Below are 19,942 nucleotides of genomic sequence, written 5' to 3' on the forward strand. Positions count from 1 at the left end.
GTCGGGACGGCGTCGGCCGGGTGCTAGACTGGTCGCGCACCCGGCAGACGCTGCACCTCTCGCGTTCCAGCCGCATCGTGCAATTCCCGGCATTTCATGCTTTCGCAACGCGCAGTCTGCGCCTCGTGCGCACGACTCCGTCGCGCCGCGATCAGCTCTCCTCGGCCAACCCAGCACCTGGCGAGGGGAAAGGACGAATCCCAGTGACCAACGGAAACGACCACGCCGACGGCGTGGCGAACCGCACCACCCTGACCGCCATGAAGGTGGTCGAGCTCCAGGAGCTCGCCGCCTCGCTCGGCATCGCGGGCGCCTCCAAGCGCCGCAAGGGAGAACTCGTGGAGTTGATCTCCGCTCACCGCGACGCCGCCGACGGCACCGACGCCGTCGGCGACGCCGCGGGCTCCGCGACCGCCGAACCGGCGCTCCCCGGCCTCGAGGCCGAGTCCGCCGAGACCGCGAGCCCCGTGGGAGACGGGGGCCCCGTGTCGGAGCCCGTCGTCGCGGCATCCGTCGTCGAGGCGCCGCCCGCCGAGGCCGCGCCGGCCCGCCGCGGGCGCCAGCCGCGCCGCGCGACGAGCGCGACGGCAGCCGGCCAGCACGCGAACGCCGGACTGAGCGGCGTCGACCTCGTGCCCGGTGACCTGAAGGCCGAGGCCCCCGCCTCCGGAGACGACGCCCGCGAAGCCGCGCGCGCCGCCGTCCGCGAGGAGCTCGCCGCCGCCACCGGCGGCGCGGGTGAGGACACCGGCCGCGGCCCCGCTGCCGAAGGCGAGCCCGAGGGCGAGCAGCCCGAGAAGGAGCCCCGCCAGGGTCGCAGCCGCAACCGCGGCCGACGCGGCGGCGACCGCGACCGCGGCGACCGCGGCGAGGCCCAGAAGCCCGAGCAGAAGAACGATGGCGACCGCCAGGGCGGCAAGGGCCAGGAGGCCGGCAAGGGCCAGGACGGCCGCCGGTCGGACGACCAGGCCGACGAGCGCCAGGGCGACGCCGACAAGGGCCAGAAGGAGCAGGGCGGTCGTGGCCAGCAGGGCCGCGGCGACCAGGGCCGTGGCGACCAGCAGGGCGATGCCGAGGGCGGCGGGCGCCGGAACCGCTATCGCGACCGCAAGCGCCGCGGCCAGGGCGGCGGCGACGAGGTCGAGCCCGAGATCCTCGACGACGACGTGCTCATCCCCATCGCGGGCATCCTCGACGTGCTCGACAACTACGCGTTCGTGCGCACCACGGGGTACCTCCCCGGTCCGAGCGACGTCTACGTCTCGCTCGGCCAGGTGAAGAAGTACCACCTGCGCAAGGGCGACGCGGTCGTCGGCGCGATCAAGCAGCCGCGCGAGGGCGAGGGCAACAGCCGCCAGAAGTACAACGCGCTCGTGAAGATCGACTCGGTCAACGGCCAGAACGGCGAGGAGGCCGCCGCGCGCGTCGACTTCCAGAAGCTCACGCCGCTCTACCCGCAGGAGCGCCTGCGCCTCGAGACCGAGCCGACCAAGCTCACCCAGCGCATCATCGACCTCGTCGCACCCATCGGCAAGGGCCAGCGCGGACTCATCGTCGCGCCGCCCAAGGCGGGCAAGACGATCGTGCTGCAGCAGATCGCGAACGCCATCGCGACCAACAACCCCGAGGTCCACCTCATGGTCGTGCTCGTCGACGAGCGCCCCGAAGAGGTCACCGACATGGAGCGCACGGTCAAGGGCGAGGTCATCGCGTCGACCTTCGACCGTCCCGCGGAGGACCACACCACGGTCGCCGAGCTCGCGATCGAGCGCGCCAAGCGCCTCGTCGAGCTGGGTCACGACGTGGTCGTGCTGCTCGACTCGATCACCCGCCTCGGACGCGCGTACAACCTCGCGGCACCGGCATCCGGTCGCGTGCTCTCGGGCGGCGTCGACGCGTCGGCGCTCTACCCGCCGAAGCGGTTCTTCGGCGCAGCGCGCAACATCGAGAACGGCGGTTCGCTCACCATCCTCGCCACGGCCCTCGTCGAGACCGGGTCGAAGATGGACGAGGTGATCTTCGAGGAGTTCAAGGGCACCGGCAACTCCGAGCTGCGCCTGTCGCGCCAGCTCGCCGACAAGCGCATCTTCCCCGCGGTCGACGTCAACGCGTCGTCCACGCGCCGCGAGGAGATGCTGCTCTCGCCCGACGAGGTCAAGATCACCTGGAAGCTCCGTCGCGCGCTCGCGGGGCTCGAGCCGCAGCAGGCCCTCGAGGCCGTACTCGGCCGCCTTCGCGAGACGCAGTCGAACACCGAGTTCCTCCTGCTCATGCAGAAGAACGCGCCGGTCGGCGGCAACGGCAACGGTCACGGGCACGACGCCGACCACCACCGCTGAGCATGTTCGAGTCCGTCCAGGCACTGATCGCCGAGCACGGCCGGCTCCAGGAGGAGCTGGCCGACCCGGCGCTGCACGCCGACGCCGGGCGAGCGAAACGCGTGAACCGGCGCTACGCCGAGCTCAGCCGCATCGTCGCCGCGCATGACGCCTGGCTGCAGGCGCAGGCCGACCTCGAGGCGGCGCGCGAGCTCGCCAAGGAGGACGAGGCGTTCGCCGACGAGGTGCCGACGCTCGAGGAGCACCTCGCGGCGTCGCAGGAGCGGCTCCGGCGCCTCCTCATCCCGCGGGACCCCGATGACGGTCGCGACGTGATCATGGAGATCAAGGGCGGCGAGGGCGGCGCCGAGAGCGCGCTCTTCGCGGCCGACCTGCTGCGCATGTACATCCAGTACGCCCAGTCGAAGGGCTGGAAGACCGAGATGCTCGAGTCCGACGAGTCCGACCTCGGCGGGTACAAGAACGTGCAGGTCGCGATCAAGTCGAACGCGACCGATCCGTCGCAGGGCGTCTGGGCGCACCTGAAGTACGAAGGCGGCGTGCACCGCGTGCAGCGCGTGCCCGTCACCGAGACGCAGGGGCGCATCCACACGTCGACCACGGGCGTGCTCGTCTTCCCCGAGGTCGACGAGCCCGAAGAGGTCGAGATCAACCAGAACGACCTCAAGATCGACGTGTACCGCTCGTCGGGTCCGGGCGGCCAGTCGGTGAACACGACCGACTCCGCGGTGCGCATCACGCACGTGCCCACGGGCATCGTCGTCGCGATGCAGAACGAGAAGTCGCAGCTGCAGAATCGCGAGGCGGCCATGCGCGTCCTCCGCGCGCGCCTCCTGGCACGTCAGCAGGAGGAGCTCGCCGCCGCGGCATCCGACGCGCGCAAGTCGCAGATCCGCACGATGGACCGGTCCGAGCGCATCCGCACCTACAACTTCCCCGAGAACCGCATCGCCGACCACCGCACGGGCTACAAGTCGTACAACCTGGACCAGGTGATGAACGGCGCGCTCGATCCCGTCGTCGAGTCGGCGATCAAGGCCGACGAGGAGGCACGGCTCGCCGCGATCGGCGACCAGTAGGCGCCCTCACCGCTGGCGGCCGGGGTCCGGTGAGCGGATGCCGCGGCATCCGCTCGTTCAGATGTGGAAGTCGACATGCCAATCGTGCATGCCGCGGGCCGCGTCGGCGGTCGCCGGAAGCAGGGGCTTCGCGACGGCCGGGATGCCCACGAGCAGCGAGTGCGCGGGTGCACTGCGGGTGACGACGGCGTTCGCGCCGACCGCGCTCCAGGAGCCGACCTCGATGTCGCCGAGCACCTTCGCCCCCGCACCGACGGTCACGCCGTCGCCGAGCGTGGGGTGGCGCTTGGCCCCCTTCGGGGCGCCGCGCGGCGCCTTCCCGCCGAGCGTGACTCCGTGGTACAGCATCACGTCGTCGCCGACGACCGCGGTCTCGCCGATCACGACGCCCATGCCGTGGTCGATGAAGAAGCGCCGGCCGATGGTCGCGCCCGGGTGGATCTCGATGCCGGTGAGGAAGCGCGTGACCTGCGACAGCAGCCGCGCGGGCAGGCGCAGCAACGGCACCTGCCACATGCGGTGGGCGAGCCGGTAGGACCAGATGGCGTGCAGGCCGGAGTAGGCGAGCACGATCTCGATCCGGCTGCGTGCGGCGGGGTCGTGGGAGCGTGCGGTCGCGATGTCTTCCCTGAGGCTGCCGAGGATTCCCACCGGTTCAGTCAACCAGACGCAGTCTGGGATCAGTCGAGCAGCCCCTCGTAGAGCACCGTCGACAGGTACCGCTCGCCGTAGCTGGCGAGGATCACGACGATCGTCTTGCCGGCGTTCTCGGGGCGCTTGGCGAGCTGCGCGGCCGCGTAGACGGTCGCGCCCGACGAGATGCCGCCGAGGATGCCCTCCTCGACGCCGAGGCGGCGCGCGGTGGCGACGGCCTGGTCGATGTCGACGTCGATGATCTCGTCGTAGACCTCGCGGTCGAGGATCGAGGGCACGAAGTTGGCGCCGATGCCCTGGATCTTGTGCGGACCGGGCTGCCCGCCGTTGAGGATCGGCGACTCGAGCGGCTCGACCCCCACGATCTGCACCTCGGGCTTGCGCTCCTTGAGCACCTGGCCGACGCCCGAGAGGGTGCCGCCCGTGCCGATGCCGGAGACGAAGATGTCGACACCGCCGTCGGTGTCGTTCCAGACCTCCTCGGCGGTCGTCCGCCGGTGGATGTCGACGTTCGCCTGGTTGTCGAACTGCTTCGCGAGCACCGCGCCGGGCGTCTCGGCGGCGATCTGCTCGGCGCGCGCGACCGCGCCCTTCATGCCCTCCGACCCGGGGGTGAGCACGAGCTCGGCGCCGTACGCGCGCAGCAGCGCGCGGCGCTCCTTGCTCATGGTCTCGGGCATCGCGATGACGACCCGGTAGCCTCGGGCCGCGCCGATCATGGCCAGCGCGATGCCGGTGTTGCCGCTCGTGCCCTCGACGATGGTGCCGCCCGGCTTCAGTTCGCCGGAGGCCTCGGCGGCGTCGACGATGCCGATGCCGAGGCGGTCCTTCACGCTCGCGGAGGGGTTGTAGAACTCGAGCTTGCCGAGCACCGTGGCCTCGGCGCCATCCGTCACCCTGTTCAGCTTCACGAGCGGCGTGCGCCCGAAGACCTCGGTGATGTTCTCGTAGACCTGAGCCATGATGCTCCCTCTCGTGACGTCGGCGAGTGCCGCGATCAAGCTTACGGACGCGATCGATGCCCCGGGCGGTGGGTTACATTCCTTTGCGTGAATGCTCCACTGCCACCGACCGGTCCGCGTCCGCTCCGCCAGGTTCGCGACGAGGCGGTCGCCGCGCTCAGGTCCGCGGGCGTGCCCGACCCCGAGGTCGACGCCGACCTGCTGGTCGGCCATGTGCTCGGGCTGTCACGCGGCGGCGTGCACGCGCGGCTCGTCGTGGGCGGCGAGCTGGGGCCCGCGGATGCTGCGACGCTCGACTCGCTCGTCGCGCGCCGCGCGCGCCGCGAGCCGTTGCAGCACCTGACCGGCACGGCCGCGTTCCGGTCGCTCGAGCTCGCGGTCGGCCCGGGCGTGTTCGTCCCGCGTCCGGAGACCGAGCTGCTCGCACAGCTGGCCATCGATGCACTGCGCGCTGCGGCCGAGCCCGAGCCGATCGCGCTCGACCTCGGGTCGGGCAGCGGTGCGATCGCCCTGTCGATGGCGACCGAGGTCCCGCATGCGCGCGTGTACGCGGTCGAGAACTCGCCCGAGGCCTTCCCGTGGACGCGTCGCAACGTCGAGGAGGTCGGCGCGCCGAACCTGTCGCTCGTGTTCGGCGACCTCGCCGACGCGCTCGGCGAACTCGAGGGCCGGGCCGCGGTCGTCGCCTCCAACCCGCCGTACATCCCGCAGGGCGCGATCCCCCGTGACCCCGAGGTGCGGCTCCACGACCCGGAGCGGGCCCTGTACGGCGGCGCCGACGGGCTCGACGTGGTCCGGGTGCTCTCACGCCGGGCGCTCGCGCTGCTGCATCCGGGCGGCGCGCTCATGATCGAGCACGGGGAGGCGCAGTCCGCCGACATCGCCGCGCTCCTCGCTGGTGACGGATGGCACGCGATCGCGCACCACCGCGACCTCACGGGGCGCGACCGGGTCACGACCGCCCGGCGCTGAGCCGCGGCATCCGCTCGACGGGTCAGCGGCCGCGGCGCGCGCGCGTGTCGATGTAGTCGGCCACGCCGTCGAGCACGCGCTCGAGTCCGAAGCCGAACGGGTCGTCGTCGGCGCGTGCGAACACTCCGGCGTCGACCGCGCGACGCAGCGCCGGGAACTGCTCGGCGGTGACGAGGGCGTCGAGGATGGCCGAGCGGCCGTCGTCGATCGCCTGCGGATCGACGCCTGCCTCGCGTGCCGCGACGTCGTAGGAACGCTCGATGGTGCTCTGCCAGCGGACCTGGCCCGTCACCAGCAGGATGGTCGCGACGCGCTCGTCCTCGTCGAGGGGCGTGTCGGCGAGCGTGTCGAGCATCGCATCCATCCACGCGAGGTTGTTCGGCGTCACCGGGGTGCCCTGGATGGACACGTCGAGCAGCCACGGGTGCTGCCGTTGCACCTCGAGCTGCGCGTGCCCGATGGCCCGGAGCCGGCTGCGCCAGTCGGCGGGGTCGAGGTCGGGATCGGGCTCGGGTGGCAGGCCCGTTCCCCGCTCCTGCATGAGGACGAGCAGGTCGTCCTTGGCGGTCACGTACCGGTAGAGCGACATGGTCGTGTAGCCGAGCGACTGGGCGACCCGGCTCATCGAGACCGCGGCGAGACCCTCCGCATCGGCGATCTCGACTGCGGCGTCGACGATGCGCTCGATGCTCATCTCCCGTTTCGGACCGCGTTGGGGGTTGGCGGCGACGCCCCAGGCGAGGGCGACGCCGCGCGGCAGCTCGGGCTCGATGGGCGTCTCGGCGGTCATCCGGCTCCAATCGGCGGGCGACGGTTGCGTCCAGTGTAGAACTGTGTATTACTTAAACCGACGTGCACGTCATACACAGTTTACGTGATATACGCGGAGGTGCCATGATGCTCGCCATCGATGCGCGCGGAATCGCCAGGCGATTCGGCGCGACCGAGGTCCTGACCGGCCTCGACCTCGCGGTCGAGACCGGCACCGTGTTCGCCCTGCTCGGGCCGAACGGCGCCGGGAAGACCACGACCATCGACATCCTCACGACGCTCGTCCGCCCCGACGCGGGCACGGCGTCGGTCGCGGGGGTCGACGTGATCGCCGACCCCGACGGAGTTCGGGCGCGGATCAGCCTCACCGGCCAGTCGGCCGCCGTCGACGAGATGCTCACGGGTCGCGAGAACCTCGTCATGCTCGCCAGGCTCTCCGGGCTCGGCGCCCGTGCCGCGCGCGACCGGGCCGAGGAGCTGCTCGACCGGTTCGACCTCGCGGATGCCGCGGGCCGCCGCGTCGCGACCTGGTCCGGCGGCATGCGCCGTCGGCTCGACCTCGCCCTGAGCCTCGTGGTCCCGGCCGCCGTCGTCTTCCTCGACGAGCCGACGACCGGGCTCGACACCCGCAGCCGGCAGGAGCTCTGGAGGGTCATCCGCGAGATCGCCGGCGACGGCGCCACCGTGTTCCTCACCACGCAGTACCTCGAGGAGGCCGACCGGCTCGCCGACCGCATCGCCGTCCTCCACGGCGGACGGGTCGCCGCCGAAGGCACCGCTTCCGAGCTCAAGGCCGCGGTCGGCGGCGAGGCCGTCCGGCTCGTCGGCCCCGACGACGAGGTGCTCGCGGAGCTGCCGACCGACGGCACCGTCCACGGGCTCCGCGCCGCCGTCGACGAACTCGACCGGCTCGCGGCATCCGCCGTCGACGGGGCGAGGGTCGACATCCGGCGCCCGAGCCTCGACGACGTCTTCCTCGCCATCACCTCGGGTCCGGCGATGTCCGTGCGGGCCGACCGCGACCTCATCGGAACGAAGGGCCGACCGTGACCACCCTGATCCAGCACCCGCCCGCCGCCGCGCCGGCCGCGGTCCGCCGGCGCCCCTCCGGGCTCACCGCCGAGGCCGTCTTCATCCGCCGGAGCATCACCCACTCGCTGCGCGACGCCGAGGCGCTGCTCATGGCCGTGATCCTGCCGACCATGCTGATGCTGCTGTTCACCTACGTGTTCGGCGGCGCCCTGGATCCGTCGGGCGGGTACGTCGACTACGTCGTACCCGGCATCATCCTGCTCTGCGCCGGATTCGGCGCGAGCTCGACGGCCCTCTACGTCGCCCGCGACATGACGACCGGAATCATCGACCGCTTCCGCACGATGCCGCTGCGGGCGGGCGCCGTGCTCACGGGTCACGTCGTCGCGAGCCTGCTCCGGAACCTCTTCGCGACGGGCATCGTCATCGCGGTCGCGGTCCTCGTCGGTTTCCGGCCCAGCGCAGAACCGCTCGAGTGGGTCGCCGCGCTCGCGATGGTCGCGCTGTACATCCTCGCGATCACCACCCTGTTCGCGGCGATCGGCCTGGCCGCGTCGAGTCCGGACGCGGCGAGCGCCTACGGCTTCGTCCTGCTGTTCCTGCCGTACCTGTCGAGCGCGTTCGTGCCCGTCGACACGCTGCCCGTCTGGCTCGCGTGGTTCGCCGAGCACCAGCCGATCACGCCGGTCATCGAGACCATCCGGAGCCTGCTGACGGGCACGCCGATGGGCGACTCGGCCTGGTGGGCGGTGGGCTGGTGCGTGCTGCTCGTCGCGGTGGCGGCCGGGTGGGGGGCCTGGCTCTTCCGGCGCAGGTCGGGCCGGCGCTGACGCCCCGCGGCGGCGAGCACGGATGCCATGAGGTCGGACCGGCCCGCGGCATCCGTCATGCCCAGCCGCCGGCATGCCGCCGCGTCTAGAATCGTCGGGCCATGACTTCCTTCCACGACTGCTCGGTCGAGTCCGAGCTCCTCGCCGGCATGCGCCTCGCCCGCCGCGCCATCGGCAGCGGCGAGCTCGTCGTCATCCCCACCGACACCGTCTACGGCCTCGCCGCCGACGCCTTCAGCGCGGAGGCCGTGCAGCGCCTCCTCGACGCCAAGGGGCGCGAGCGCACGTCGCCGCCACCGGTGCTGATCCCCGGCATCCCCACGCTCGACGCGCTCGCCGTCGAGGTGCCCGAGGCGGTGCGCAAGCTCGTCGCCGAGTTCTGGCCGGGTGGGCTCACCGTGATCCTTCGCGCGCAGCCGTCACTGCAGTGGGACCTGGGCGAGACGCGCGGCACCGTCGCGCTGCGGATGCCGGCGAACCGCATCGCGCTCGAGCTGCTCTCGGAGACGGGCCCGCTCGCGGTGTCCTCGGCGAACCTTTCCGGCATGCCGTCGGCGACGACCGCGCAGGCGGCACAGGACATGCTCGGCGACCGCGTCGCGGTGTACCTCGACGGCGGCGAGGCGGGCACGGAGTACGAGGCGATCGGCGAGCGCCCGGCCGACACGTCGTCGACCATCGTGGACGCGACCGGGCTCGGCGCCGACGCCTCCGGTGAGCTCCGCATCGTGCGAGCCGGCGTGATCTCGCGCGAGCGGATCGTCGCGGTCGTGGGGGAGGAGCTCGTCGCTCCGGTCCCCACGGTGATCGCGCCGACCGCCACGGACGGCGCGCCCGAGCTCATCGACGACTCCGACGCCGCGAAGTCCGCTGCAGGCGCCGGCGACGATGCGGATGCCGCGGCATCCGTCGGCGATGCGGACCCCGCGGCATCCGCCGACGACGCGGACCCCGCGGCATCCGCCGACGATGCGGACGCCGCGGCAACCGCCGACGACCGAACGGACGCCGCCGCCTCATGACCCTGTTCGTCGCCCTCGCGCTCGTCGCGGCGATCGTGACCTTCGCCGGCTCGATCGTGGTCTGGAAGCTGAGCCTGAAGTACCGGCTCTACCCGAAGATCCGCGAGCGCGACGTGCACACCCGCCCCACCCCGCGGCTCGGGGGCATCGCGATGTTCGCCGGCATCCTCGCGGCGGTCGGGGCGGCCGCGTGGGTGTCGACGCTCGGCATCGACCGGTTCGCGAACGTGTCGATCATCTTCCAGGACCGCTGGCAGGTGCTCGCGATCCTCGTCGCCGCGGCCCTCATCGTCGGCATGGGCGTCGCCGACGACATCTGGGACCTCGACTGGATGACCAAGCTCGCCGGCCAGTTCCTGGCAGCGGGGCTCATCGCCTGGCAGGGCGTGTCGATCGTGTCGCTGCCGATCGGGCTCGGGCCCGACGGCGGGCTCATCGTGGGTTCGTCGTGGATGAGCGCGATCATCACGGTGTTCACGATCGTGCTCGTCATGAACGCCATCAACTTCATCGACGGCCTCGACGGGCTGGTCGCGGGCGTCGCGCTCATCTCGAGCGGCGTGTTCTACCTCTACTCGTACCTGCTGGTGCAGCAGACCTCGCCGACGAACTACTTCAACCTCGCGTCGCTGCTCGCGGTCGTCGTGGTCGGCGCGTGCCTCGGGTTCCTGCCGTTGAACTGGCACCCGGCGAAGCTGTTCATGGGCGACGCGGGCGCGCTGCTGATCGGCCTGCTCATGGCGACCTCCGCGATCGCGGTCACCGGCCAGATCGACCCCGGCACGATCAGCACGCAGGGCGAACTGCTGTTCCCGGCGTTCATCCCGATCATCATCCCGTTCGCGGTGCTGATCATCCCCCTGCTCGACTTCGGCCTCGCCGTCATCCGCCGCCTGCGGGCCGGCAAGTCGCCGTTCGCCGCCGATCGCAAGCACCTGCACCACCGCCTGCTCGACATGGGCCACTCGCACCTGCACGCCGTGCTGATCTTCTACGGCTGGACCGCCGTGGCCTCGCTCGGCTGCCTCCTCGCGTTCGTGCTGCCCGTGTACTTCCGCATCGACCCCATCTGGGCGTTCGCGTTCATCGGCGTCGGCTTCGTCGTGCTCGCCGCCGTGACGCTCGCACCCCTGGGCCGCCGCAAGCGGCAGACCGTGGCGGCCGAAGCCGATGCCGCGACCGCGCCCTACCCGCCCGGGCTCGACGAGCTCGCCGCCGACGACCACCCGACCGACCCCGCCACGCCCGCGACGGCGGGCGAGCACCGTACAGGAGCCCGATGAGCGCCGCACCCCGAGACCCCGCCGACCGCACGCCGACCTCCAATCCCGTGCTGCGCCGCGCGCTGCTGTGGGGCGGTGTGCTCGCGGCCGCCATCGCCATCGTGGGCGGCGTGCTCGGCTTCGCCTTCGCGGGCGTGGAAGGACTGGTGAGCGCCCTCCTCGGCACGCTCATCGCGGTCGTGTTCATGGGCATCACGGGTGCGAGCATCCTGCTCGCCAACCGCTTCGCCGGTTCCGACGTGTTCGTCGGGGCGTTCTTCGGCATCGTGCTCGGTGGATGGCTGCTGAAGTTCATCCTCTTCATCGTGCTCGTCGTCGCCCTGCGCGGGGCCGACTGGCTCGACCCGGTGGTGCTGTTCCTTTCGATCGTGGCCGGCGTGATCGGGTCGCTGGTCGTCGACGTCCTGGTCGTGGCCAAGTCGCGCCTGCCCTACGCGAGCGACACCCGGCTGCCCCCGCCGCCCACCCACGAGTAGGCGCCGCGCCGCCTCGGATGCCTCGTCGCGCATGCTCCGGACGTCCGGGCCGGTCGCCCCGGACTTCTACACGATGTAGCGATTCGGCGGAGGCCCGAAGTCTTGCTAGAGTGGGGGCGATCCCCCCACGGTTCCGCCTGTTCAGGCATGTGCGGAACCGGTCCGATGTTCGTCGACGCGAGAGCTTGCGCTCCACGCCCCGAAACAGGAGATAGCGCTGCTAGCACACGCTGTGAACCTGCTGGTTCCCTTTGCTACCGAAGATGGTGAGTTCCACGGGCCGTCGATCTCGGAATTCTTCCCGGGCCCCCTCCTCTTCGAGGACACGCCGTTCGAGATCAACCGCATCATGCTGGTCCGCTTCGTCGCGGTCATCGCGTTGCTGCTGGTCTTCTGGCTCGGCACGCGGCGCATGCGCGTCGTCCCGGGCCGATTCCAGAGCATCGTCGAAATGGGTCTCGACCTCGTCCGCGTGAACATCGCCGACGACCTGCTCGGCAAGAAGGACGGCAAGCGGTTCCTGCCGATCCTCACCACCATGTTCTTCATGGTGCTGTTCATGAACATCACGGGCGTCATCCCGTTCCTGAACATCGCCGGAACGTCGGTGATCGGCGTGCCGCTCGTGCTCGCGATCGTCTCGTACGTCACCTTCATCTACGCGGGCATCAAGAAGAGCCCCGGCAACTTCTTCAAGAACTCGCTCTTCCCCTCGGGCGTGCCGTGGCCGGTGTACATCATCGTCACGCCGATCGAGCTGATCTCGACGTTCATCATCCGGCCCGTCACGCTGACGCTCCGACTGATGATGAACATGATCGTCGGCCACCTGCTGCTCGTGCTCTTCTTCGCGGCGACGCAGTTCTTCGTCTTCCAGCTCGGCGGCTGGTACACCCTGCTCGGCGCAGGCACCCTGGCCTTCGGCCTCGTGTTCACGCTCTTCGAGGTGCTCGTCGCCGTCCTGCAGGCCTATGTCTTCACGCTCCTCACCGCGGTCTACATCCAGCTCGCGGTGGCGGAGGAGCACTGAGCCAGGGCATCCGCCCGAAAAGAACCCCAAGAAAGGAAACCCAACGTGGACGCAACCACCGTTCTCGCTGAGATCAACGGCAACATCGCGACGGTCGGCTACGGCCTCGCCGCCATCGGCCCGGCCATCGGCGTCGGCATCGTCGTCGGCAAGACCATCGAGGGCGTCGCCCGCCAGCCCGAGCTCGCCGGCCGCCTGCAGGTCCTGATGTGGATCGGTATCGCCTTCACCGAGGCGCTCGCCTTCATCGGTATCGCCACCTACTTCATCTTCGTCTGATTCTTCCGTCCCAACTTCAGGAGGCCAACGTGCTTCACGCAGTCCTGAGAGCTGCAACCGAGGGCGAGAACCAGAACCCGGTGTTGCCGGCGGATTACGACATCCTCTGGTCGGCGGTCTGCTTCGTCATCATCCTCGTCTTCTTCTGGCGGTACGTGCTGCCGCGCATGCAGAAGCTCCTCGACGAGCGTGCCGAGGCGATCGAGGGCAACATCGCGAAGGCCGACGAGGCCCAGCGCAAGGCCGAGGCGGCGCTCGAGGAGTACACCGCCCAGCTCGCCGACGCCCGCGCCGAGGCCGGCCGGATCCGCGAGACCGCTCGCGAGGACGGCAAGAAGATCGTGGCCGAGGCGAAGGACCAGGCATCCGCCGAGGCGGCCCGCGTCACCGCGAGCGCCCAGGCGCAGATCGAGGCCGAGCGTCAGTCCGCGTTCGTCACGCTCCGCTCCGAGGTCGGCACCATCGCGATCGACCTCGCGTCGGGCGTCGTCGGCGAGACCCTCACCGACGACCAGAAGGCGAAGGCCGTCGTCGACCGCTTCCTCGCCGACCTCGAGGCGTCCGAGCAGGCCGCCGCTGGGGGGAAGAAGTAGTCCATGGGCAGCGCTACGAGAGGAGCCCTGGCCGGCACGCGAGCCGAGCTCGCCGCGTCCGGCCGGGCCGAGCTCCCGGTCGCCGGCGACCTGCTCGCCGCGAGCCGGGTGATCGGTGCGACGCCGCACCTGCGGACCGCCCTCACCGACAATGAGGCCGGCGTCGCCGAGAAGCGCGCGCTCATCGAGCGCGTGTTCGGCGGCAAGGTCTCGCCGACCGCCGTCTCGCTCCTCGTGAGCGCGTCGTCGCAGCGCTGGTCCTCGGCGCCCGACTTCCTGTCGGGCCTCGAGGAGCTCGGCCTCCGGGTCGCTGCCGACGCCGCGGGCACCACCGAGGTCGACGCCGAGCTGTACGCGTTCCAGCGCTTGGTCGCGGCCGACGCGGAACTCGAGCTCGCGCTCGGGTCGAAGCTCGGCTCGACGGAGGCGAAGGTCAAGCTCGTCGACCGTCTGCTCGGTCCCGCCGCGTCGCCCGCCACCACGCTGATCGTCCGTCACCTCGTGCAGGCGCCGCGCGGCCGCCGCATCGGCGAGATGCTGCGTCACGTGGCCTCCGTCGTCGCCGACCAGCGCGGCTTCGACGTGGCGACGGTGACGACCGCGGTCCCGCTCACCGACGACCAGGTCGCCCGCCTCGAGCGCACGCTCGGAGCACAGGCCGGCCGCCGCATCCGCTTCGACTCGGTCGTCGACCCCTCGGTCGTCGGCGGTGTGCGGGTGCAGATCGGCGACGACGTCATCGACGGCAGCGTCGCCAGCCGCCTCAACGACCTGAGGCAGAAGCTTGCCGGCTGAGGCCGGACGACAACGACCGGCGTGCTGCGCCGCGACACACCAGTAGCTGTACCAGCGGTACAGAACAGGGCCCGGCCCTTCAGAAAAGGAAATGGCAATGGCAGAACTCTCCATCAGCCCCGACGAGATCCGTTCGGCTCTCTCGGAGTTCGCCCGCGAGTACGAGCCGGGCTCGGCGCAGAAGACCGAGGTCGGCTACGTGACCGACGCGGCCGACGGCATCGCCCACGTCGAGGGCCTGCCCTCGGTCATGGCGAACGAGCTCATCCGCTTCGCGGACGGCACCCTCGGCCTCGCCCTGAACCTCGACGAGGACGAGATCGGCGTCGTCGTGCTCGGCGAGTTCACCGGCATCGAAGAGGGCATGGAGGTGACCCGCACGGGCGAGGTGCTCTCGGTGCCCGTCGGCGAGGGCTACCTCGGGCGTGTCGTCGACCCGCTCGGCGACCCGATCGACGGTCTCGGCGACATCGCGACCGACGGCCGTCGCGCGCTCGAGCTCCAGGCGCCCGGCGTCATGCAGCGCAAGTCGGTGCACGAGCCGCTCCAGACCGGCATCAAGGCGATCGACGCGATGATCCCCGTCGGCCGTGGCCAGCGCCAGCTCATCATCGGCGACCGCCAGACCGGCAAGACCGCGATCGCGATCGACACGATCATCAACCAGAAGGCGAACTGGGAGTCGGGCGACCCGACGAAGCAGGTCCGCTGCATCTACGTCGCGATCGGCCAGAAGGGCTCGACCATCGCCTCGGTGAAGGGCGCCCTGGAAGACGCCGGTGCGATGGAGTACACGACGATCGTCGCGGCTCCGGCCTCCGACCCCGCGGGCTTCAAGTACCTCGCGCCCTACACGGGCTCGGCCATCGGCCAGCACTGGATGTACGCCGGCAAGCACGTCCTGATCATCTTCGACGACCTGTCGAAGCAGGCCGAGGCCTACCGCGCCGTGTCGCTGCTGCTCCGCCGGCCGCCGGGCCGCGAGGCGTACCCGGGCGACGTCTTCTACCTGCACTCCCGCCTCCTCGAGCGCTGCGCGAAGCTCTCCGACGAGCTCGGCGCGGGCTCGATGACGGGCCTTCCGATCATCGAGACCAAGGCGAACGACGTCTCGGCGTACATCCCGACCAACGTGATCTCGATCACCGACGGCCAGATCTTCCTCCAGTCCGACCTGTTCAACTCGAACCAGCGGCCGGCGGTCGACGTGGGCATCTCGGTGTCCCGAGTCGGCGGCGACGCGCAGGTCAAGTCGATCAAGAAGGTCTCGGGCACGCTCAAGCTCGAGCTGGCCCAGTACCGCTCGCTCGAGGCGTTCGCGATGTTCGCGTCGGACCTCGACGCGACCAGCCGCCGCCAGCTCGCGCGTGGTGCTCGCCTGACCGAGCTGCTCAAGCAGCCGCAGTACTCGCCGTACCCCGTCGAGGAGCAGGTCGTCTCGATCTGGGCCGGCACCAACGGCAAGCTCGACGAGGTGCCCGTCGAGGACATCCTGCGCTTCGAGCGGGAATTCCTCGACTACCTGGGCCGCAACACGTCGGTGCTCTCGGACCTCCGGGAGACCAACGTGCTCTCGGACGAGACGGCCGCCGCCCTCGAGTCCGAGGTCGACAAGTTCAAGCTCGAGTTCCAGACGGGTGAGGGCAAGCCGCTCGCCTCGGTCGGCAGCGAGCAGTTCGAGGCGATCGACGAGGAAGAGGTCGTCCAGGAGAAGATCGTCAAGGGTCGTCGCTAGTCGATTCCTTCGTTCCCCGAGGCTCTCGGGGCCGCTCCGGCGGTTGAACCGGGAGCCTCGGGAACAGGAAGTCAGGACACAGGAGAAACATGGGAGCGCAGCTTCGGGTCTACCGCCAGAAGATCAAGTCGGCGCAGACGACCAAGAAGATCACGCGGGCGATGGAGCTCATCTCCGCCTCGCGGATCCAGAAGGCGCAGGCGCGCGTCGCCGCGTCGACGCCGTACTCGAACGCCATCACTCGCGCGGTGTCGGCGGTGGCGAGCTACTCGAACGTCTCGCACGTGCTCACGACCGAGCCCGAGCGAGTCGACCGCGCCGCGATCGTCATCTTCACCTCCGACCGCGGCCTCGCGGGCGCCTTCAACTCGCAGGTGCTGCGTGAGTCGGAGGAACTCGCCGAGCTGCTTCGCAGCCAGGGCAAGGAGGTCGTGTACTTCCTCGTCGGCCGCAAGTCGGTGGGCTACTTCTCGTTCCGGCGCCGCGATTTCGAGCGCAGCTGGATCGGCGGAACGGACAGCCCTGAGTTCGAGACGGCCAAGGAGGTCGCCGACGCCGTGCTCGAGGCGTTCCTCCGCGATTCGGTCGACGGCGGCGTCGACGAGATCCACATCGTCTACAACCGATTCGTGAGCCGCATCACGCAGGTGCCCGTCGTGACCCGCCTGCTGCCCCTCGAGGTCGTCGAGGCCGAGGAGGAGGCCGCGCCGAGCGGCAAGCCCGAGGTGTTCCCGCTCTACGAATTCGAGCCCGACGCCGAGACGGTCCTCGACGGACTGCTCCCGGTCTACATCGAGAGCCGCATCTTCAACGCGATGCTGCAGTCGGCCGCCGCGAAGCACGCGGCGACGCAGAAGGCGATGAAGTCGGCCACCGACAACGCCGACAAGCTCATCAAGGACTACACGCGTCTCGCGAACGAGGCGCGCCAGTCCGAGATCACGCAGCAGATCGCAGAAATCGTGGGTGGAGCCGACGCGCTCTCCTCCTCCAAGTAGCCAAGATTCATCCAGAAGGAAGAGAACATGACTGACACCGCAACCGCGCCAGTCCAGAGCCGGACCGGCGCCGTCGGCCGCATCGCCCGCGTCACCGGCCCGGTCGTCGACATCGAGTTCCCGCACGACTCGATCCCCGAGATCTACAACGCCCTGAAGACCACGATCACGATCGGCGACGAGTCGAACGAGATCACGCTCGAGGTCGCCCAGCACCTGGGCGACGACCTCGTCCGAGCCATCGCCCTGAAGCCCACCGACGGACTCGTCCGCGGCCAGGAGGTGCACGACACCGGCGCCGCGATCTCGGTGCCCGTCGGCGACGTGACCAAGGGCAAGGTCTTCAACGTGATCGGCGAGGTGCTGAACGCCGAGCCCGGCGAGCAGATCGAGATCACCGAGCGTTGGCCGATCCACCGCAAGCCCCCGAAGTTCGACCAGCTCGAATCGAAGACCCAGCTCTTCGAGACCGGCATCAAGGTCATCGACCTGCTCACCCCGTACGTGCAGGGTGGGAAGATCGGCCTCTTCGGCGGCGCGGGCGTCGGCAAGACCGTCCTCATCCAGGAGATGATCCAGCGCGTCGCGCAGGACCACGGCGGTGTGTCGGTGTTCGCCGGCGTCGGCGAGCGCACGCGTGAGGGCAACGACCTCATCCACGAGATGGAGGAGGCGGGCGTCTTCGACAAGACCGCCCTCGTCTTCGGCCAGATGGACGAGCCTCCGGGGACGCGTCTGCGCGTCGCCCTCTCGGCCCTCACGATGGCGGAGTACTTCCGTGACGTGCAGAAGCAGGACGTGCTGCTCTTCATCGACAACATCTTCCGCTTCACCCAGGCCGGTTCCGAGGTGTCGACGCTCCTCGGTCGCATGCCGTCCGCCGTGGGCTACCAGCCGAACCTCGCCGACGAGATGGGCATCCTGCAGGAGCGCATCACCTCGACGCGCGGCCACTCGATCACCTCGCTGCAGGCGATCTACGTCCCCGCCGACGACTACACCGACCCGGCTCCGGCGACGACGTTCGCGCACCTCGATGCGACCACCGAGCTCTCCCGTGAGATCGCGTCGAAGGGCCTCTACCCGGCTGTCGACCCGCTGACCTCGACGTCGCGGATCCTCGACCCGCGTTACCTGGGCGAGGACCACTACCGCGTCGCGACCACGGTCAAGCAGATCCTCCAGAAGAACAAGGAGCTGCAGGAGATCATCGCGATCCTCGGTGTCGACGAGCTCTCCGAAGAGGACAAGATCACGGTGTCGCGTGCGCGCCGCATCCAGCAGTTCCTCTCGCAGAACACCTATATGGCGAAGAAGTTCACGGGCGTCGAGGGTTCGACGGTTCCGCTGAAGGACACGATCGAGTCGTTCGACGCGATCGCCCGCGGTGACTTCGACCACGTCGCCGAGCAGGCGTTCTTCAACGTCGGCCCGATCTCCGATGTCGAGGAGAACTGGGCTCGCATCCAGAAGGAGAACGGCTGATCATGGCCGGCCTCAATGTGAGTGTCGTCTCGGCCGACCAGGAGGTCTGGTCGGGCGAAGCGGCCATGGTGGTCGCCCGGACCGTCGAGGGCGAGATCGGCATCCTGCCGGGCCACGAGCCCATGCTCGCCATCCTCGCCGGCGGCGAGGTGCGGGTGACCCTGCCCGGCGGAGAGAAGATCACCGCCGACGCGGAGGACGGGTTCCTCTCGGTGCATTCCGACGCGGTGCAGGTCGTGGCCTCGCGGGCTGCGCTCGCCTGAGGGGCCGCGGATGCAGGGGGAGCAGCCGTTCGACCGTCAGTTCGGTGACCTGACGGTCACCCAGCTCATCGTCATGGCCGGGCTGCCGGGCGCGGGCAAGTCGACGATCGGGGAGATCGTCGGCGCCCGCCTCGGCGCCACGGTCGTCTCCGTGGACCCGATCGAATCCGCGATCCTTCGCGCGGGGATCGACGCCGACCAGCCGACCGGACTCGCCGCGTACCTCGTCGCGGAGCAGATCGCGGAGAAGGAGCTCGAATCCGGGCGTACGGTGATCGTCGACGCGGTCAATGCCGCCGAGTCGGCCCGGCTGCAGTGGCGCGACCTCGCCGAGCGCACCGATGTTCGCCTCCGGGTGATCGAGGTGGTCTGTTCCGACGAGACGTTGCACCGCGGGCGGCTCGAGAAGCGCGAGCGGAACCTGCCGCACCTCGACGAGATCACCTGGCGCGCGGTCGAGCAGAGCCTCGAGGGGTACGCGCCCTGGACCGGACCGTCGTCGGCGCTGCCGCGCGTGACCATCGACAGTGCGCAGGCGCTCGGCGCGAACGTCGATGCCGCGCTCGCGTTCATCGCGGCGTAGTGCTGGTCCTGCTCCCGCCCTCCGAGACCAAGCGAGACGGAGGGACGCTCGGCCCGCTCGAACTCGAGGGCCTCGCCTTCGAGGGGCTGACCGAACCACGTCGCGTCGTCGTCTCCGCCACGCGCGACCTCGCCCGGGACGCCGAGGCGATGATGCGCGCGCTGAAGCTGGGTCCGCGGCAGGCCGCGGAGATCGACCGGAACCGGACCCTGCTCGAATCACCCACGATGCCGGCCATCGATCGCTACACCGGAGTGCTCTTCGACGCGCTCGACCCCTCGAGCCTCGACGACACGGCGCGCGAGTTCGCCGGCGGACACGTGGCGGTGCACTCGGCGCTCCTCGGACTCGTCCGCGGCCTCGATGCGGTCCCCGCCTATCGGCTCTCGCACGACTCCCGGCTGCCGGGCCTCCGACTGAAGTCGGTGTGGCGCGACCCGGTGTCCTCCGCACTCGCGCAGCAAGACGGGCTGGTCGTGGACCTCAGGTCGGAGGGGTACGTCGACCTCGGCCCAGCTCCGTCGCGCGTCGACGTGGTGTACGTGCGCGTCGTCTCCATCGGGGACGACGGCCGCCGACGTGCCCTCAATCATTTCAACAAGCGTGCGAAGGGCCTGCTCACCCGAGCGCTCGTCACCCAGCGGCCGCTTCTCCGGTCCCGCCAAGACCTCATCGACTGGGCTCGGGACGCGGGCTTCGTCCTCGGTCCGGGATCCGCGGATTCGGCGCACCCGGTCGAGCTCGAGCTGGTGGCCTGAGCC

The 19,942-nt window shown here is 70.3% G+C and carries 21 protein-coding genes; 18 read left to right on the plus strand and 3 right to left on the minus strand.

Going from position 1 to position 19,942, the window contains the following annotated elements:
- Positions 1-260 precede the first annotated feature (260 nt).
- Positions 261-2,339 (plus strand): transcription termination factor Rho, encoded by a 2,079-nt coding sequence (gene rho, locus ACULK4_RS06665; RefSeq protein ID WP_445965576.1) that lies wholly within the window; start codon positions 261-263, stop codon positions 2,337-2,339.
- A 2-nt stretch (positions 2,340-2,341) separates the two neighbouring features.
- Positions 2,342-3,418: a peptide chain release factor 1 gene (prfA, locus tag ACULK4_RS06670; RefSeq protein ID WP_445965347.1), complete on the plus strand. Its 1,077-nt coding sequence runs from the start codon at positions 2,342-2,344 to the stop codon at positions 3,416-3,418.
- 57 nt (positions 3,419-3,475) lie between these two features.
- On the opposite strand, the gene epsC is transcribed toward prfA, so the two are convergent.
- Entirely contained in the window at positions 3,476-4,069 is a 594-nt protein-coding gene (gene epsC / locus ACULK4_RS06675) for a serine O-acetyltransferase EpsC (protein ID WP_445965348.1), read from the minus strand.
- Positions 4,070-4,098: 29 nt separating this feature from the next.
- On the minus strand, positions 4,099-5,034 hold the full coding sequence (gene cysK / locus ACULK4_RS06680) for a cysteine synthase A (protein ID WP_445965349.1): 936 nt from the start codon (positions 5,032-5,034) through the stop codon (positions 4,099-4,101).
- Between the two features lie 87 nt (positions 5,035-5,121).
- Here cysK and prmC point away from each other — a divergent pair, with 87 nt between their 5' ends.
- A complete protein-coding gene (prmC, locus tag ACULK4_RS06685; protein ID WP_445965350.1) occupies positions 5,122-6,006 on the plus strand; it encodes a peptide chain release factor N(5)-glutamine methyltransferase in 885 nt (294 codons plus the stop codon).
- Positions 6,007-6,028: 22 nt separating this feature from the next.
- Here prmC and ACULK4_RS06690 read toward each other — a convergent pair whose 3' ends face one another.
- Entirely contained in the window at positions 6,029-6,796 is a 768-nt protein-coding gene (locus ACULK4_RS06690; RefSeq protein WP_445965351.1) for a TetR/AcrR family transcriptional regulator, read from the minus strand.
- A 104-nt stretch (positions 6,797-6,900) separates the two neighbouring features.
- Here ACULK4_RS06690 and ACULK4_RS06695 point away from each other — a divergent pair, with 104 nt between their 5' ends.
- From ACULK4_RS06695 to ACULK4_RS06765, 15 genes are all read left to right on the plus strand, one after another.
- On the plus strand, positions 6,901-7,827 hold the full coding sequence (locus tag ACULK4_RS06695; RefSeq protein WP_445965352.1) for an ATP-binding cassette domain-containing protein: 927 nt from the start codon (positions 6,901-6,903) through the stop codon (positions 7,825-7,827).
- A complete protein-coding gene (locus ACULK4_RS06700) occupies positions 7,824-8,639 on the plus strand; it encodes an ABC transporter permease (protein WP_445965353.1) in 816 nt (271 codons plus the stop codon). Before ACULK4_RS06695 ends, ACULK4_RS06700 begins: the two co-directional genes overlap by 4 nt.
- A gap of 101 nt (positions 8,640-8,740) precedes the next feature.
- Positions 8,741-9,661, plus strand: a complete 921-nt coding sequence (locus ACULK4_RS06705; protein WP_445965354.1) for an L-threonylcarbamoyladenylate synthase — start codon at positions 8,741-8,743, stop codon at positions 9,659-9,661.
- Entirely contained in the window at positions 9,658-10,944 is a 1,287-nt protein-coding gene (locus ACULK4_RS06710; protein WP_445965355.1) for an MraY family glycosyltransferase, read from the plus strand. Before ACULK4_RS06705 ends, ACULK4_RS06710 begins: the two co-directional genes overlap by 4 nt.
- The gene (locus ACULK4_RS06715) at positions 10,941-11,420 is read left to right on the plus strand and encodes a Cg1360 family ATP-synthase-associated protein (protein WP_445965356.1); all 480 of its coding nucleotides are present in this window, start codon (positions 10,941-10,943) and stop codon (positions 11,418-11,420) included. Before ACULK4_RS06710 ends, ACULK4_RS06715 begins: the two co-directional genes overlap by 4 nt.
- 232 nt (positions 11,421-11,652) lie before the next feature.
- Positions 11,653-12,450, plus strand: a complete 798-nt coding sequence (atpB, locus tag ACULK4_RS06720) for a F0F1 ATP synthase subunit A (RefSeq protein WP_445965357.1) — start codon at positions 11,653-11,655, stop codon at positions 12,448-12,450.
- Between the two features lie 45 nt (positions 12,451-12,495).
- The gene (gene atpE / locus ACULK4_RS06725) at positions 12,496-12,729 is read left to right on the plus strand and encodes an ATP synthase F0 subunit C (protein WP_022888426.1); all 234 of its coding nucleotides are present in this window, start codon (positions 12,496-12,498) and stop codon (positions 12,727-12,729) included.
- A 29-nt stretch (positions 12,730-12,758) separates the two neighbouring features.
- On the plus strand, positions 12,759-13,322 hold the full coding sequence (locus ACULK4_RS06730) for a F0F1 ATP synthase subunit B (RefSeq protein WP_445965358.1): 564 nt from the start codon (positions 12,759-12,761) through the stop codon (positions 13,320-13,322).
- Between the two features lie 3 nt (positions 13,323-13,325).
- The gene (locus ACULK4_RS06735; RefSeq protein WP_445965359.1) at positions 13,326-14,117 is read left to right on the plus strand and encodes a F0F1 ATP synthase subunit delta; all 792 of its coding nucleotides are present in this window, start codon (positions 13,326-13,328) and stop codon (positions 14,115-14,117) included.
- A gap of 97 nt (positions 14,118-14,214) precedes the next feature.
- Positions 14,215-15,852, plus strand: a complete 1,638-nt coding sequence (gene atpA / locus ACULK4_RS06740) for a F0F1 ATP synthase subunit alpha (protein ID WP_445965360.1) — start codon at positions 14,215-14,217, stop codon at positions 15,850-15,852.
- An 89-nt stretch (positions 15,853-15,941) separates the two neighbouring features.
- The gene (locus tag ACULK4_RS06745; protein ID WP_445965361.1) at positions 15,942-16,850 is read left to right on the plus strand and encodes a F0F1 ATP synthase subunit gamma; all 909 of its coding nucleotides are present in this window, start codon (positions 15,942-15,944) and stop codon (positions 16,848-16,850) included.
- A 27-nt stretch (positions 16,851-16,877) separates the two neighbouring features.
- The gene (gene atpD / locus ACULK4_RS06750; RefSeq protein WP_445965362.1) at positions 16,878-18,335 is read left to right on the plus strand and encodes a F0F1 ATP synthase subunit beta; all 1,458 of its coding nucleotides are present in this window, start codon (positions 16,878-16,880) and stop codon (positions 18,333-18,335) included.
- A 2-nt stretch (positions 18,336-18,337) separates the two neighbouring features.
- On the plus strand, positions 18,338-18,598 hold the full coding sequence (locus ACULK4_RS06755) for a F0F1 ATP synthase subunit epsilon (protein ID WP_445965363.1): 261 nt from the start codon (positions 18,338-18,340) through the stop codon (positions 18,596-18,598).
- A gap of 10 nt (positions 18,599-18,608) precedes the next feature.
- On the plus strand, positions 18,609-19,181 hold the full coding sequence (locus tag ACULK4_RS06760; RefSeq protein ID WP_445965364.1) for a P-loop nucleotide/nucleoside kinase family protein: 573 nt from the start codon (positions 18,609-18,611) through the stop codon (positions 19,179-19,181).
- Positions 19,181-19,939 (plus strand): YaaA family protein, encoded by a 759-nt coding sequence (locus tag ACULK4_RS06765; protein ID WP_445965365.1) that lies wholly within the window; start codon positions 19,181-19,183, stop codon positions 19,937-19,939. Before ACULK4_RS06760 ends, ACULK4_RS06765 begins: the two co-directional genes overlap by 1 nt.
- Positions 19,940-19,942 lie beyond the last annotated feature (3 nt).

The organism is Agromyces selenitireducens (assembly GCF_052748465.2).

Bases quoted from the DNA above. Each gene is read 5' to 3' on its own strand.
- ACULK4_RS06735 (WP_445965359.1), top strand. From the start codon at position 13,326: ATGGGCAGCGCTACGAGAGGAGCCCTGGCCGGCACGCGAGCCGAGCTC.
- ACULK4_RS06710 (WP_445965355.1), top strand. From the start codon at position 9,658: ATGACCCTGTTCGTCGCCCTCGCGCTCGTCGCGGCGATCGTGACCTTC.
- atpA (WP_445965360.1), top strand. From the start codon at position 14,215: ATGGCAGAACTCTCCATCAGCCCCGACGAGATCCGTTCGGCTCTCTCG.
- ACULK4_RS06715 (WP_445965356.1), top strand. From the start codon at position 10,941: ATGAGCGCCGCACCCCGAGACCCCGCCGACCGCACGCCGACCTCCAAT.
- atpD (WP_445965362.1), top strand. From the start codon at position 16,878: ATGACTGACACCGCAACCGCGCCAGTCCAGAGCCGGACCGGCGCCGTC.
- cysK (WP_445965349.1), bottom strand. From the start codon at position 5,034: ATGGCTCAGGTCTACGAGAACATCACCGAGGTCTTCGGGCGCACGCCG.
- ACULK4_RS06745 (WP_445965361.1), top strand. From the start codon at position 15,942: ATGGGAGCGCAGCTTCGGGTCTACCGCCAGAAGATCAAGTCGGCGCAG.
- ACULK4_RS06695 (WP_445965352.1), top strand. From the start codon at position 6,901: ATGATGCTCGCCATCGATGCGCGCGGAATCGCCAGGCGATTCGGCGCG.
- ACULK4_RS06755 (WP_445965363.1), top strand. From the start codon at position 18,338: ATGGCCGGCCTCAATGTGAGTGTCGTCTCGGCCGACCAGGAGGTCTGG.
- ACULK4_RS06690 (WP_445965351.1), bottom strand. From the start codon at position 6,796: ATGACCGCCGAGACGCCCATCGAGCCCGAGCTGCCGCGCGGCGTCGCC.
- rho (WP_445965576.1), top strand. From the start codon at position 261: ATGAAGGTGGTCGAGCTCCAGGAGCTCGCCGCCTCGCTCGGCATCGCG.
- ACULK4_RS06705 (WP_445965354.1), top strand. From the start codon at position 8,741: ATGACTTCCTTCCACGACTGCTCGGTCGAGTCCGAGCTCCTCGCCGGC.
- ACULK4_RS06760 (WP_445965364.1), top strand. From the start codon at position 18,609: ATGCAGGGGGAGCAGCCGTTCGACCGTCAGTTCGGTGACCTGACGGTC.
- prfA (WP_445965347.1), top strand. From the start codon at position 2,342: ATGTTCGAGTCCGTCCAGGCACTGATCGCCGAGCACGGCCGGCTCCAG.